Consider the following 13,766-nt stretch of genomic DNA (forward strand, 5'->3'; position numbering starts at 1 on the left):
GACATTTTTTATTTTTAACTATCTTGAAGTTTTCATTATGCAGTTCATCCATACTTCACTCATCATAGAGGCAAATCGTTGAACACTAGTTAAGAACCTGACCATAATAAATACATCCCAGTATCCAACATATATATCCTCATGCTGGATACTGGGAATCATCTCATTTATGCACTCAGTTGTTCATCACGCTTAAACACCAGTTCTCCCTTGAGTGAACTGTCTGCATCAAAATAATAGCCATCGCTATTAAAAGCTTTCAGTTCTTCGACATGATCAATTTTATTTTCAATCATAAAACGTGCCATGAGGCCGCGTGCTTTTTTGGCATAGAAACTAATCACTTTATATTTGCCATTTTTCTGATCCAGAAATACCGGCTTGATAATGTCTGCCTGAATTTTGCGCTCGTTGACTGATTTGTAATATTCATCAGAAGCAATATTCACCAGAATTTCAGAATTTGCTGCGGTTAAATCCTGATTAATCAGATCAGTAATGTGATGAGCCCAGAACTCATATAGATTATGCCCACGGGAATTGGCCAATTTAGTTCCCATTTCCAGACGGTACGGCATCATCAGATCCAAGGGACGTAACAGTCCATATAATCCAGACAACATGCGTAAACGGTCTTGTGCATAGTGCAGATCTTCATGTTTCAAACTATAGGCATCCAGACCGGTATAGACATCGCCTTTAAATGCAAAAATCGCCTGACGGGCATTGGCTAAATTAAAATCCGGTTGCCAGTCATTAAAACGTGCGGTATTTAAAGTGGCAATTTTTTCACTAACACTCATTAAGCTGGAAATTTCTGTTGCAGAAAGTGTGCGACAAACGTTGATCAAGTCCTGTGAATGTTCTAATAATCTCGCTTGAGTAAATTGGTCAGTCGGTAATGGAGTATCGTAATCGAGAGTTTTGGCTGGAGAAATTAAAGCGAGCATGGCAACCTGGTCAAAAAATGATTAATCAAACTATATCAGTCTGCTTATTTTAATTCCAATTCATGTTTTTATTCACCATAATCGTTAAAATGCACGATTCTCCTGTTAATCATCGGTTTTTATATGCCCGAGCAAATTTTTCTTCAAGGGCCTGCGGGTCAGATTGAAGTTTTTGTGGATTATCCTCAGGGTGAAGTGAAAGGATTCGCGGTAGTTTGTCACCCCCATCCATTGCAAGGCGGTACACCACAACATAAGGTTCCGGTTTTACTGGCACAAATGTATCTGGAACGTGGCTGTATTGTGTATCGTCCAAGTTTCCGTGGTTCTGGTCAAAGTGAAGGTATACACGACGAGGGCTTCGGTGAAACGGATGATGTATTAGAAGTCATTCGGTTCGCTCGCAACCAGCATATTGCCCTGCCTTTTTATGCAGGCGGTTTTAGTTTTGGTGCGCATGTCATGGCAAAAAGCTATGCAGCCTTACCCGTAGAACTGCAACCAAAGCAAACCATTTTATGTGGTCTGCCGACTGCAACAGTTGCCGGTATTCGTCATTATGTGACGCCTGCCATTAAAGGCGACATTCTGTTCATTCATGGCGAAGCCGATGAAGTGACTTTGCTCTCAGATATGATTGAATGGGCAAAACCACAACGCCATTTAGTGACCGTATTACCTGGTGCCAACCATTTCTTTACCGGCTATTTAAAGCAATTGCGGATCGCAATGACCCGGTACTTAGCGCTTGGCTAAATAAAAAAACCCATCAGATGATGGGTTTTTTTATTAAAAGACAAAATCTTCTGCAAAAATTTCATACATCACAGCCCGATATTTAGGCTTATCGATGTAACGGATAATTTTTCCGACCAAGCGTTCTGCAATTTTACGGCTAGCCCAGTTTTCTTCTGCTACCGGGTAGCTTAAGACTTGAATCCCTAGTGTATTGAAAGCATAGGCCACAACACAATGCACTGCCTCATGTCCATAATGATGACCATGTGCAGTTTCACGAATCCAGATACCAACTTCAGGTATTTCATCATAAAGTCGATGCAAACCACATAGTCCAATAAATTCTTGTGTTTCAATATGACGGATCACAAATACATATTCTTTATGATCGGTCATATTTTCCAGCCAATTTTGCCAGACTGTTGCAAATCCCTGTTCAGATTGTGGTGGGTCCCACGCCATAAAACGTGTCAAACTCGGCGTAATTGAAGCATAAGCTTCTTCGGCATCGGCTGATTTAAAACAATTCAGGATCAAGCGTTGACTTTGCAGTGTAGGCAAAGCTGATTGATTCTGTTGAATTAGCTCTTCCATTCAAACTCGCTAAAGCTTTCCTGCTCTTTTAGAGAGGTTTCCACTGCTTGTGCAAGCTGATTAAGCAAACTTCTTTCAGTGATACGATCCAGCCAGTCCTGCTCTTCTTCAGGATATGAGGCAATTTCACAGACCAGATGCCCTTGTTCATCTCTGGTTTCGCAACTCACCGATAAAGGCAGCGCATGTTCTTCCACGCTGACAGCAACCTGAGCTCCACTTTGGCTTAAGGTCTGAAAACCGTATTTGCCTAATTTTTCAGCAAGTAAATGTGCTACATATTCCTGGGTTTCTTGACCATCCCGTGGTGTTTGGCTCTGGGTATTGGCCATGAATTTTAATTTTCGCATCGCTACTTCCAAATGGCTTTTTTCTTATATGGGTTTAGCATAAGCAATATAAACAAAACAGCCAAGCAAAAGCTTGGCTGTTTCACATAATTTTAAAAATTATTCTGACACTTGAATTGGCAATCCTGCGATTGAGGTCAATTCCGTGAAGGTCGGGAAACTGGTTGCGACCGTTTCAGTACCGACAATCTTGATCTGCTCCGAATTACGCAAACCGGCAATCGAAAAACTCATCGCGATACGGTGATCATGATGTGATTCAATTTCACCACCGCTAAAGATTGGCGACCAGTCACCGGACTTACCCTTACCTTCAATGATGATGCCATCTTCAGTTGGGGTACAGTCGATGCCCATGGTTTGAAGACCATCTGCCATGACCTGAATACGATCCGATTCCTTCACGCGAAGCTCGGCAGCGCCGGTCAGAATCGTCTGACCTTCAGCACATGCAGCTGCAATGAATAACGCCGGGAATTCATCAATTGCCAATGGCACCTGATCTTCCGGCATATGAATACCTTTTAAGGTACGTGTACCACGAATACGAATATCTGCAATCGGTTCACCGCCCGCAATACGCTCGTTTTCAACTGTAATGTCCGCACCCATTTGCTTGAGGATTTCAATCACACCAGTACGGGTCGGATTAATGCCTACCGCTTCAAGGGTCACATCCGAGTTTTCAGTAATGGCCGCACCGACCATAAAGAAAGCAGCAGAAGAAATATCTGAAGGCACCTGAATATTGGTTCCAACCAGCTTTCCGCCACCTTGCAGTGAAATTCGGTTGCCTTCTGTTTTCACTTCATAACCAAATGCACGCAGCATACGTTCAGTATGGTCGCGGGTTGGTTCAGGTTCAGTCACCGAAGTTTCACCTTCCGCCCACAGGCCTGCAAGTAAAATACCTGATTTCACCTGAGCAGAAGCCATTGGCAAATCGTACTGAATCCCTTTAAGGTTTAGATTACCGGTAATGGATACAGGTGGTGTACCGCGTTCACCTGTGGTCTGAATTTGCGCGCCCATTTCACGTAAAGGCTTGGCAATACGCTCCATTGGACGTTTAGACAATGACGCATCCCCTGTCATCACTGAATCAAATTTCTGTGCTGCTAGCATACCCGACAGCAAACGCATTGAAGTGCCTGAGTTGCCCATATAAATGGCAGACTGCGGCGCTTTTAAGCCTTGCATGCCAACACCATGAATGGTGACTTCACCATTTTTAGGGCCTTCAATGCTCACACCCATATCACGGAAAGCTTGCAGTGTCGCTAGAGCATCCTCACCTTCCAAAAAGCCGGTCACATGTGTGGTACCTTCTGCAATCGCACCAAACATGATCGAGCGATGTGACACAGATTTGTCACCTGGCACGGTAAATTTACCCTGAAATTTCTTGGCACCCGGCTGAATGGTAAATTGTTGTGTCACTTTATTTTTCTCCATGAAAGGTTTCTTGGCGAGCATATGGTTGAAATGCTGGCGAGCTGCCTGCGCATGACCCAATAAGCCCATCAATGCGTGGGAATCTTCATCTTCAATCAATTTGCGAATAATCGCGAGCTGCTGTTCAAAGCCATCAACAGCATTCAGAACTGCTTTTTTGTTGGCAAAAAAGATGTCATGCCACATTTGTGGATCGCTGGCGGCAATTCGCGAGAAATCCCGGAAGCCACCGGCAGCATAACGAAATATATCTAAATTGTCTTCACGCTTGGCCAGTTGCTCAACCAGGTTAAAGGCCATGAGATGCGGAAGATGACTGGTATGCGCTAGCACTTCATCGTGCTTGTCCACATCCATGCAAATCACTTCGGCTTTGGCCGCTTGCCACAGTTGAATCAGCTTCTCCACGGCCCAATCGCTACTGCTTGGCAGTGGCGTCAAAATTACCTTGTGATTGGCAAATAGATCGATTTTTCCTGCATGTACACCGGTATGCTCTGCACCTGCAATCGGATGACCCGGCACAAAACCTGCTGGAAGCTGGTCACCAAAGACCGCTTTAGCCGCATCGACCACATTACCTTTGGTACTTCCCACATCAGTAATAATGACATTTTCCGTCAAATACGGCTGAATCAGCTCAAGTACTTTTTGTGTGGCACGTACCGGCAAAGCCAGAACAATCAGATCTGCACCTTTGACTGCATCTACAGGATCGGCATAGCCTTCAGAAATCAGACCAAGTGCCTTGGCATCTTCCAAAGTCTTGGACGAACGTGTCGATGCCACAATGTCATTGGCCAAATGCTCGGCTTGAATGACACGCGCCAGACTTGAACCAATCAGTCCAAGCCCGATAAATGCAACTTTTTCAAACAATGGCTGCGACATGAATTAAGCTTTTGCCTCTAAACCCAATACTGTAGCAAGCGCGCTTAAGAATTTCGCGTTTTCTGCTTCAGTACCAATCGATACACGAATGTGGCTGGAAATACCGACCGGACGTACAATCACCCCTTGTTTCAGCAAACCATTGAAGGTTGCTGCGGGGTCTGCCTGTACATCAACCAGAATAAAGTTAGCACGAGAAGGCACATAGTCCAGACCCAAAGCCTTAAAACCTGCTTCAAGTTGCGCCATACCGGCTTTATTCACTTCACGAGAACGCGCGATAAAATCTTCATCTTTCAGTGCAGCCACCGCAGCCACCATCGCAAGATGGTTGACATTAAATGGTTGACGAATACGGTTCAGGTAATCTGTCACTTCAACTGAAGCCAGAGCAAAACCAACACGTAGTGCAGCCAAACCATAACACTTCGACAAAGTACGGCTAACGATCAGGTTTGGATATTGCGCAAGGAATTTCAAGCTGTTGAAGTTTTCCGGGAAATATTCCACATAGGCTTCATCCAGAACCACGATGACATTAGCAGGAACTTTTTGCATGAAAGCTTCAAATTCAGCTTCTTCGAACCAGGTTCCCGTCGGATTATTCGGGTTTGCAATGAAAACGAGTTTGGTGTTGTCCTGAATGGCAGCCGCCATTGCTTCCAAGTCATGCGAGAAGCCTTTAGCTGGTACTTCAATCGCTTGCGCATTAATGGCTTGAGTTACCAATGCATAAACCGCAAAAGCATGCTGGCTATACACCACCGAATCATTTTCTGAAACGATTGCACGGGCAAACATTTCCAGTAAGTCGTTTGAACCATTCCCCAAGGTAATCTGATCATGATTAAAACCAAACTGGGTTTTGATCTGATCTTTCAGGATAAAACCACCACCATCTGGATAACGGCCAATTTCAGCAATTTCCGCAGCGACCGCTTCTTTGACTTTATCTGAACAACCCAGCGGGTTTTCATTTGAAGCCAGTTTGACGATATCAGTAAGACCCAACTCGCGCTCAAGTTCACTGATCGGCTTACCCGGTTGATATGGCTTTAATTTTGAGATGCCTGAATTAGCTGGAACAAACGACATTTTAGACTTCCAATTTTAAATATAAAACAGTGGTCAGCACCCTCGCCCTGACCACGGATAGCTGACTTAAAGTACAGCTGCAGGATATGAACCGAGTACGCGAACTTCTTTGACCAAAGGACGAATTTCTTCAATGGCTGCTTTCACGTGTTCCTGCTCAATATGGCCTTCAAGATCAATGAAGAACACATAAGCCCATTTTTCAGGAAGTGCAGGCCGGGTTTCAATACTGGTCAGGCTGATATTGTGCTTGGCAAACGGCGCCAGAATTTCCAGCAAAGCTCCGGCACGATCATGCGCTGAGATTAGTAATGAAGTCTTGTCATTACCACTTTGCGGCACTTTTTCACGACCAATCACCAGGAAGCGTGTGGTATTTTCCGGATTGTCCTCGATATTGCTATGCATGATTTCGAGGTCATAGATACTCGCGGCAATTTCAGAAGCAATTGCAGCAGAATGCCATTCATTACGAATACGGCGTGCTGCTTCCGCATTGGAACTTAAAGCGACACGTTCCACACCTGGATAATGCGCATCCAGCCACTTACGGCATTGTGCCAAAGTCTGCTGATGCGCATAAATCTGTTTGATGCTGTCTTTACGGGTATTTTCAGAAATCAGGAACTGATGGTGAATCGGTAATTCAACTTCGCCAATCACATTCAGGTTCGATGTTTTAAAACAGTCCAAAGTATGGTTGACCACGCCTTCAGAGGAATTTTCTACCGGCACCAGACCATAATGGGCACTGCCTGCTTCCACGTCACGGAAAACTTCATCAATGGTCGGTAAAGGACGAACCACAGCATCATGACCAAAGTGCTTGAGTACCGCAGAATGGGTATAAGTCCCGACTGGTCCAAGGAAAGCAATGCTTTGCGGAGCTTCGAGTGCCAGACAGGCCGACATGATTTCACGGAACAGACGTGCCATGGTGGTATCAGACAATGGCCCTTCATTACGTTCCATGACATTACGCAAAACCTGAGCTTCACGTTCTGGACGGTAAAACAGCGGATTCTCTTCTGAGGCAAATTTTGCTTTTGCCACTGCTTCAGCCAAACGTGCCCGACGGTTAATCAATTGCTGAATTTGCTGATCAACAGAATCGATATCTTCACGAATTTTTGCCAAATCAAGAGAAGTCGTGGTGTTTTGATCGTCGTTGATCATTGTTCTGTCGCCCTTCATAAACCTTATCTGTTCAGTATAACAATAGTGAGCTTTCAAATGTTACGCAATATGGCATTGGTAGATTAAGTCTTAAAAACATACAGTTGATTTTAACCGTTTATCGCTTTTAGTCATATCTGGTAACATTTACTTCAGCTTTTCTACTTGATTTACATTATTAAATTGTAAACTTTGCCTGTCCATATTAACTGATTTTAAGGAAGATGAAATATCACTATTTCTTAATCTATATAGCGGTTTTAAACATAAGAAAATTAAAATAATTTCTTTTCAAACATCATTTTTGAACCATTCATATCTAAGATAGATTTCACAATAAAATGCACACTCTGCAATCCCATTTTTATCGACTTCTCTTTGATTTCACTTATTTTTTTACATTAAATCACTACTCAATTACAAAGCAGAGACGATTTTTTAACCAATCATAGATAGTCTAACTTAAAACAAGCGTTTGGGTGTCAGTCATGCCAAAAAGAATAGCTGTACTTTTGACGAATAATTTTGAAGATCAGGAATATCTTGAACCCGTTGCAGCCTTGCTGGAAGCAAAGCATAGCATCTGTAATATTGAGTTTAATGCAGGAAAAGTGGTCTATGGTCTGCATGGCTGTTCTGCAGTGACGATTGACCGGGACATCGAACAAATCAGTATTGATGATTTTGATGCCTTGCTGATTCCTGGCGGTGAATCTGCAGTTTCTTTATCTACCGATCTCCGGGTGCTTCAATTTATCCAGGCTTTTAACCAGGCCAAGAAAACCATCTTTAGTTTATGTGATGCATCATTATTACTGTGTGAAGCAGATGTGCTGAAAAATCGAATTATTACCAGTATTCGCGCGCATGCCAGTCGCGTACAACGTGCCGGTGGAACGTATTATGATGCAGAACTGGTGAATGACAATAATCAGTTGATTTCATCGCGCCTACCCAATGATTTACCCATTTTTATTCATGAATGTTTGGATGTTTTAAAATCATAAAGTCTTAAAAAATATTTCCCATCTTGGCCATGTTCTTCCCTATAAAAAAGAGTCCTTCGGGACTCTTTTTTTATGAGTGAGCTATTAACGTCCTAACAGACCACGTGCCACTATCTCTTTCATGATTTCATTAGTACCACCATAAATCCGCTGAATCCGCGCATCAACGAAGAAACGTGAAATTGGATATTCAGTCATATAGCCATAACCCCCAAATAATTGCAGGAGATTGTCCGCGATTTTCATCTGCATATCGGTAGAAAAACTTTTCAATGCCGCTGCAGTTTCTACATCCAGCTTCCCTTGCATATAAAGCTCAAGATTCTGGTTATAAAATGCTGCAGTTGCCAATTCATCAATTTTCGCTTGCGCCAACACAAAACGAGTATTCTGGAATTGACCGATCGCCTGACCAAAAGCCTGACGCTCTTTCACATATTGTGTGGTCACATCGATCGAGCCACGAATGGCGCCTAGAGCGGTGGCAGCGATGGCGGTACGCTCACGTGGCAATTCCTGCATCAGGTAAGCAAATCCCTGTCCCGGCTGACCCAGTAATTGGTCCTTTGGCACTTTAACATTGTCGAAGAACAGTTCAGACGTATCCTGAGCATGCAGACCAATCTTGTCCAGATTAGTGCCTTTTTTAAAGCCTTCCAGATGGGTATCGACCAGCAGCAATGAAACGCCTTTAGCTCGGGCTTGAGGATCGGTTTTGACCGCAAGCACTACCAAGTCAGCATGCTGACCATTGGAAATGAAGGTTTTTGAGCCATTTAACAGATAATATTCATCCTGCAAGATGGCACTAGTACGCATGGCTTGCAAATCTGAACCTGCACCTGGCTCGGTCATGCCAATCGCACCGACCACTTCACCGGTGGCCATTTTTGGTAACCAGTATTTTTTCTGTTCTTCAGTACCAATATGCAGGATATACGGTGCTGCAATATCGGAATGACAAGACAGACCTGTGGCAATGGCACTGTATCCGGCACGTGCAGATTCTTCGATCAGCATCAAGGAATAATCGGTCGGCACCCCATAGCCACCATATTCTTCTGGAACATCGACACACAAGAAGCCATTTTCACCGAGTGCATTCCAGACTGAACGCGGCATCAGACCTTCACGTTCCCACTGGTCGTAGTACGGTGCGACATGTTCGTTCATAAAGCGTTTAAAATTATCGCGGAATAATTCTAGATCGGCATCGTAGGCAAGCATTCTATTGTCCTTGTTGTTTATCATTTTAGTTTCCTTTTCACAGACTATCGACTTTCCTGCTCCCTGTCATGTGCCGGCATTCATCTTTTTACTAACTTCACAGTCAATAAAAAAGGGAAGCCGAAGCTTCCCTTTTAGACATGAAAGACAGACTCAAAATTAGTGAGCGTTATTGCCTTCTTGTGCCATTTTTTCGTCAATTTCTGCAGGATTTGCTAAAGCATAGTTCAGCTTGTCCATATCTAACTGGCCCACCCATTTCGCAACCACTAAAGTCGCCAAAGAGTTACCGACCAGATTGGTCAAGGCACGAGCTTCAGACATGAAACGATCGATACCGAGAATCAATGCCAGACCTGCAACAGGAATATTCCCTACAGCAGCCAAAGTTGCCGCCATCACAATAAAGCCTGAACCAGTCACGCCTGCCGCACCCTTAGATGAGATCAGAAGTACCAGAAGCAGGGTAATTTGATGAGACAAGTCAAGTTGCGTATTGGTTGCTTGCGCAATAAAGATTGCAGCCATCGTCAAGTAAATCGACGTACCATCCAGGTTAAATGAATAACCAGTTGGAATCACCAGACCTACCACCGACTTCTCTGCACCGGCAAGTTCCAGTTTCTTCAACATACGTGGCAGTACTGATTCTGAAGATGACGTCCCTAGTACAATCAGAAGTTCTTCGCGAATCAGGCGGATCATCTTCATGATGCTGAACCCTGCGAAACGCGCAATTGAGCCCAATACGATGAAAATAAACAGTACGCAGGTAACATAGAAACAAATGATCAACTGTGCCAGCTGAGCAAGAGAACCAATACCATATTTACCAATTGTAAACGCCATTGCACCAAATGCACCAATTGGAGCAAGTTTCATCACCATGTTCACGATGTTGAAAAACACATGTGAAATCTGGTCGATGAGTTTCAGGACTGGCTTGCCTTGATCACCTAGCTTATGCAGTGCAAAACCAAAGATGATCGCGAACAATAGAACTTGCAGGATTTCGCCTTCTGCAAATGCGCCCACAACCGTATTTGGAATGATGTTCATCAGGAAGTCGATAGTCGATTGTGACTCACCTGAAGCGACATATTTACTGATGCCACTGGTATCCAGTGAAGCAGGATCAACGTTCATGCCCACACCAGGCTTCACGATGTTAATCACGACCAGACCGATGACCAAAGCAATCGTGGATACGATCTCGAAGTAAAGTAAAGCCACACCACCAGTTTTACCGACTGATTTCATGCTTTCCATACCTGCAATACCGCTGACCACGGTACAGAAAATTACAGGTGCGATAATCATTTTAATCAGACGGATAAATGCATCACCAAGCGGTTTAAGCTGTTCGCCCAAGCCAGGGACATGCTGTTCTACGCCATTGATAATTTGCGTACCACTAGGCGAAAAATGCCCGACCAGAATACCTGCGATAATGGCCACAATCACTTGAAAATACAGTGACTTATAAATTGGTTGTTTCGCCATAATAAATCTACTTGAACGATATCAAAAATAAGAAAGACCATTTTGAGAAATATACTGACCTCTTCATCCCTTCTCAGGATGAACCGGATCAAGTCTCAAAAGGCTCAAGAGAATGTTCAAAAATGATAATCAGCCATGCATTGAATCTGACACTCAAGTATCAGACCAAAGTATTAAATGGGGGAAAGAGATTAAGAAAAATTAAACAGACTCTAAAAATTGCCTAAATTTTACCGAATCTTCAGACTAAATGTGCATAACTTATTATGCGCTTGTTTATGTTTTAACCAGAATGGATTAGACATTAGTCGATAATCAGATTTAACTGATTGTTTTACGTATACTGAAAGGTTTATGGATTTTCATCCTCTCCCTTGACATTAATATTTTCTGCAAGCTGTAAAAAGTTATGAATACCAAAAGAAATATTTATAAAGATTTCGAACATCCCTTTGCCCAATATGTACGCATTGTGGGTAAAGGGAAAAATGGCGCCCGCTCTCTCAGCTATGATGAAGCCTATCAAGCCTTCAGTATGATTTTGAAAAATGAAGTGCTGGATGTGCAGTTAGGTGCATTCTTGATGTTATTGCGGGTCAAGGAAGAATCTGTAGATGAGTTGGCCGGTTTTGTACAGGCGACACGTGACCAGCTGAGTTTCAAAAAACTGGATGTCGATCTGGACTGGTCGTCCTATGCGGGCAAGCGCAAACATTATCCATGGTTTATTCTGGCAGCGCTGACGCTGGCCAAGCATGGTTATAATATTGTGATGCATGGTGCCTCCGGTCATACCATGAACCGCGTTTACACCGAACAGGTGCTGACTTACTTAGGCTATCCAATCTGTCAAAATGATGCTGAGGTTGAACAGCAGCTTCATCAACAGCATTTTGCCTATATCCCGCTAGAAGTAATTTCTCCAATTCTTGCGGACTTGATTGCACTGCGTAATGTTATGGGCTTACGCTCCCCGATTCATACCCTTGCGCGTCTGATCAATCCATTTAATGCCAAAGCGACCCTACAAGCGATTTTCCATCCAGCGTATCGTGGTTCGCACCAGCAAGCGGCTTTCCGCTTAGGCTATAAAAATAGTGCCGTGATTAAAGGTGAAGGTGGCGAATTTGAGCGTAATCCGGATGCCAAAACGCTTATCTGTGGCATTAAAGATGGTGAACTGTATGAGCATGAACTGCCAAAGCTCACTGACAACCGCAGTCCAATTGAAGAAGAACTGGATCTGGCGCTATTTAAGGCTGTCTGGGATGGTCAGCAAAGCCATGAATATGGCGAGATTGCAGTGATAGAAACTATGGGCATTGCGCTATATACCATGGGCGTGTGTGACAGCTTCGAAGCTGCGATGCAAAAAGCCAAAATCTTATGGGCGAATCGCCACACGGTTTAATCTTGTGCAAAAGAAAAAAGCATTGTTCAGTGAATGAACAATGCTTTTTTTAATTGTATTGCTATTGGCTGGGAATTAAGCCTTAAACAAAACGAATCGGCTTGAATTCAGGTTCATTCTTGTGATGATCATCATCACACTCTTCACCCTCTTCTTTAGTACCGCGATCGATATAACCGCTGCGCTCATTTTCAGGCAGGTTTTTCATTTCCCACGCATACACTGCCTGCATACAGGTCTGACGCTGTTCTGGTGTCAAGGCTACACCGTTTGGCCACTTTCCAATTTCGACTGCTGTTCTTAGGCGTTCAACAATCTCAGGATTGAGTACGGCAAGCATTTGTTCAATATTCATGATTTAATCCTGCTTAAAATAATCAAAGTCCTGATTCCACCCCAATTTGGTTCGACAGGCATTATAAAAGTCATAACCCGGTGGATGCAGAAGATTCAGTTTAAAGGGATGCTTGCGAATATGGACGCTATCGCCCACATTCAAAGACACACTGTGTTGTCCATCCGCACTGACCATCGGCAGTACGCGATTTTCACGAATCAATAATTTAATTTCACTATGTCCACCGACCACAATCGGGCGTGAAGACAAGGTATGGGGATGCATCGGTACCAAGGCAATCGCATCCATACTTGGATGTACAATCGGGCCCCCACCAGAAAGCGCATAAGCCGTAGAACCAGTCGGCGTAGAGACTATCAGGCCATCGCTGTGCTGACGATAGACATATTGTCCATCAATATTCAGTTCAAAATCGATCATATGTACCGATTTCCCTGAATGTAGCACCACATCATTTAGAGCAATGGCATCGTAAATCACTTCACCTTTGGAGCGAATTTCGACTTCGAGTAAAAAGCGTCGCTCAGTCTGAAAGTCACCCTTTAATACCTGATCCAGCTTGAATATCACTTCAGTCGGCTTGATATCCGTTAAAAAACCCAGACGACCACGGTTAACCCCGATCACCGGGGTATTGTACTTGACCAAGGCGCGTGCTGCATGTAATAGCGAGCCGTCACCGCCCACGACAATCACCAGATCCACCACCTCACCCAATAAGGCACGACTGACGGTTTGGGTATTTTGATAGGGAACAAGTTCAGCTGTCGCTGCATCAAAAACTGGGTGTAGGCCTAAATTGAGAAGATGATCGTGAATAAGGCATAAGGTTTCAACCACCGACGATTTATCAGGACGTCCTATTAACCCGATATTTCGAAAGGTCTTATGGGAAATTTGCACCAGTGTCGTCGCTCCGCTACGAATCCTGCTTATCATAACATTAAGCTATACCTGGATGACAATTTATAACAGTGCTTCATAGGTAGGAAATTATTTGAAATATATTCG

13 protein-coding genes are annotated in these 13,766 nt (G+C 43.7%); 3 read left to right on the plus strand and 10 right to left on the minus strand.

Annotated features, from left to right (window positions below; all coding sequences use genetic code 11):
• Positions 1-167: 167 nt before the first annotated feature.
• The gene (gene yaaA / locus Q9R21_RS06115; RefSeq protein WP_044113004.1) at positions 168-950 is read right to left on the minus strand and encodes a peroxide stress protein YaaA; all 783 of its coding nucleotides are present in this window, start codon (positions 948-950) and stop codon (positions 168-170) included.
• Positions 951-1,073: 123 nt separating this feature from the next.
• On the opposite strand from yaaA, the gene Q9R21_RS06120 reads away from it, so the two are divergent.
• Positions 1,074-1,706, plus strand: coding sequence for an alpha/beta hydrolase (locus tag Q9R21_RS06120; protein ID WP_004645565.1), 633 nt, complete (start codon positions 1,074-1,076; stop codon positions 1,704-1,706).
• Between the two features lie 33 nt (positions 1,707-1,739).
• Here the strand turns inward: Q9R21_RS06120 and Q9R21_RS06125 are convergent, their stop codons facing one another.
• From Q9R21_RS06125 to pheA, 5 genes are all read right to left on the minus strand, one after another.
• Positions 1,740-2,282 (minus strand): GNAT family N-acetyltransferase, encoded by a 543-nt coding sequence (locus Q9R21_RS06125; protein WP_311203916.1) that lies wholly within the window; start codon positions 2,280-2,282, stop codon positions 1,740-1,742.
• The gene (locus Q9R21_RS06130) at positions 2,270-2,632 is read right to left on the minus strand and encodes a hypothetical protein (protein WP_071851704.1); all 363 of its coding nucleotides are present in this window, start codon (positions 2,630-2,632) and stop codon (positions 2,270-2,272) included. Before Q9R21_RS06130 ends, Q9R21_RS06125 begins: the two co-directional genes overlap by 13 nt.
• Positions 2,633-2,731: 99 nt before the next feature.
• Complete coding sequence (locus Q9R21_RS06135) at positions 2,732-4,978, minus strand: bifunctional prephenate dehydrogenase/3-phosphoshikimate 1-carboxyvinyltransferase (protein ID WP_311203917.1); 2,247 nt, start codon at positions 4,976-4,978, stop codon at positions 2,732-2,734.
• A 3-nt stretch (positions 4,979-4,981) separates the two neighbouring features.
• Positions 4,982-6,073 carry a histidinol-phosphate transaminase gene (gene hisC / locus Q9R21_RS06140; RefSeq protein WP_311203918.1) on the minus strand — a complete coding sequence of 364 codons (1,092 nt, stop codon included), beginning with the start codon at positions 6,071-6,073 and terminating at the stop codon, positions 4,982-4,984.
• Positions 6,074-6,139: 66 nt separating this feature from the next.
• A complete protein-coding gene (gene pheA / locus Q9R21_RS06145) occupies positions 6,140-7,249 on the minus strand; it encodes a prephenate dehydratase (RefSeq protein ID WP_004645570.1) in 1,110 nt (369 codons plus the stop codon).
• A 488-nt stretch (positions 7,250-7,737) separates the two neighbouring features.
• Here pheA and Q9R21_RS06150 point away from each other — a divergent pair, with 488 nt between their 5' ends.
• On the plus strand, positions 7,738-8,256 hold the full coding sequence (locus Q9R21_RS06150) for a DJ-1/PfpI family protein (protein ID WP_180086137.1): 519 nt from the start codon (positions 7,738-7,740) through the stop codon (positions 8,254-8,256).
• A gap of 84 nt (positions 8,257-8,340) precedes the next feature.
• Here Q9R21_RS06150 and Q9R21_RS06155 read toward each other — a convergent pair whose 3' ends face one another.
• Together Q9R21_RS06155 and Q9R21_RS06160 are read right to left on the minus strand one after the other, a co-directional pair.
• The gene (locus tag Q9R21_RS06155) at positions 8,341-9,483 is read right to left on the minus strand and encodes an acyl-CoA dehydrogenase family protein (protein WP_311203919.1); all 1,143 of its coding nucleotides are present in this window, start codon (positions 9,481-9,483) and stop codon (positions 8,341-8,343) included.
• Positions 9,484-9,642: 159 nt separating this feature from the next.
• Positions 9,643-10,986, minus strand: a complete 1,344-nt coding sequence (locus Q9R21_RS06160; protein WP_195725817.1) for a dicarboxylate/amino acid:cation symporter — start codon at positions 10,984-10,986, stop codon at positions 9,643-9,645.
• Between the two features lie 409 nt (positions 10,987-11,395).
• On the opposite strand from Q9R21_RS06160, the gene Q9R21_RS06165 reads away from it, so the two are divergent.
• Positions 11,396-12,397 (plus strand): glycosyl transferase family protein, encoded by a 1,002-nt coding sequence (locus Q9R21_RS06165; RefSeq protein WP_311203920.1) that lies wholly within the window; start codon positions 11,396-11,398, stop codon positions 12,395-12,397.
• A gap of 82 nt (positions 12,398-12,479) precedes the next feature.
• Here the strand turns inward: Q9R21_RS06165 and Q9R21_RS06170 are convergent, their stop codons facing one another.
• Together Q9R21_RS06170 and Q9R21_RS06175 are read right to left on the minus strand one after the other, a co-directional pair.
• Positions 12,480-12,752 carry a YeaC family protein gene (locus tag Q9R21_RS06170; RefSeq protein ID WP_004278992.1) on the minus strand — a complete coding sequence of 91 codons (273 nt, stop codon included), beginning with the start codon at positions 12,750-12,752 and terminating at the stop codon, positions 12,480-12,482.
• Positions 12,753-12,755: 3 nt separating this feature from the next.
• A complete protein-coding gene (locus Q9R21_RS06175; RefSeq protein WP_004645573.1) occupies positions 12,756-13,694 on the minus strand; it encodes an NAD(+) kinase in 939 nt (312 codons plus the stop codon).
• Between the last annotated feature and the right edge of the window lie 72 nt (positions 13,695-13,766).

The organism is Acinetobacter sp. RG5 (assembly GCF_031844265.1).
GTDB lineage: Bacteria > Pseudomonadota > Gammaproteobacteria > Pseudomonadales > Moraxellaceae > Acinetobacter.

What these genes read in the sequence shown, in the direction of transcription:
- Q9R21_RS06130 (WP_071851704.1), bottom strand. Translation starts at nt 2,632, where the DNA reads ATGCGAAAATTAAAATTCATGGCCAATACCCAGAGCCAAACACCACGG.
- Q9R21_RS06135 (WP_311203917.1), bottom strand. Translation starts at nt 4,978, where the DNA reads ATGTCGCAGCCATTGTTTGAAAAAGTTGCATTTATCGGGCTTGGACTG.
- hisC (WP_311203918.1), bottom strand. Translation starts at nt 6,073, where the DNA reads ATGTCGTTTGTTCCAGCTAATTCAGGCATCTCAAAATTAAAGCCATAT.
- yaaA (WP_044113004.1), bottom strand. Translation starts at nt 950, where the DNA reads ATGCTCGCTTTAATTTCTCCAGCCAAAACTCTCGATTACGATACTCCA.
- Q9R21_RS06160 (WP_195725817.1), bottom strand. Translation starts at nt 10,986, where the DNA reads ATGGCGAAACAACCAATTTATAAGTCACTGTATTTTCAAGTGATTGTG.
- Q9R21_RS06165 (WP_311203920.1), top strand. Translation starts at nt 11,396, where the DNA reads ATGAATACCAAAAGAAATATTTATAAAGATTTCGAACATCCCTTTGCC.
- Q9R21_RS06150 (WP_180086137.1), top strand. Translation starts at nt 7,738, where the DNA reads ATGCCAAAAAGAATAGCTGTACTTTTGACGAATAATTTTGAAGATCAG.
- pheA (WP_004645570.1), bottom strand. Translation starts at nt 7,249, where the DNA reads ATGATCAACGACGATCAAAACACCACGACTTCTCTTGATTTGGCAAAA.
- Q9R21_RS06155 (WP_311203919.1), bottom strand. Translation starts at nt 9,483, where the DNA reads ATGCTTGCCTACGATGCCGATCTAGAATTATTCCGCGATAATTTTAAA.
- Q9R21_RS06120 (WP_004645565.1), top strand. Translation starts at nt 1,074, where the DNA reads ATGCCCGAGCAAATTTTTCTTCAAGGGCCTGCGGGTCAGATTGAAGTT.
- Q9R21_RS06125 (WP_311203916.1), bottom strand. Translation starts at nt 2,282, where the DNA reads ATGGAAGAGCTAATTCAACAGAATCAATCAGCTTTGCCTACACTGCAA.
- Q9R21_RS06175 (WP_004645573.1), bottom strand. Translation starts at nt 13,694, where the DNA reads ATGATAAGCAGGATTCGTAGCGGAGCGACGACACTGGTGCAAATTTCC.
- Q9R21_RS06170 (WP_004278992.1), bottom strand. Translation starts at nt 12,752, where the DNA reads ATGAATATTGAACAAATGCTTGCCGTACTCAATCCTGAGATTGTTGAA.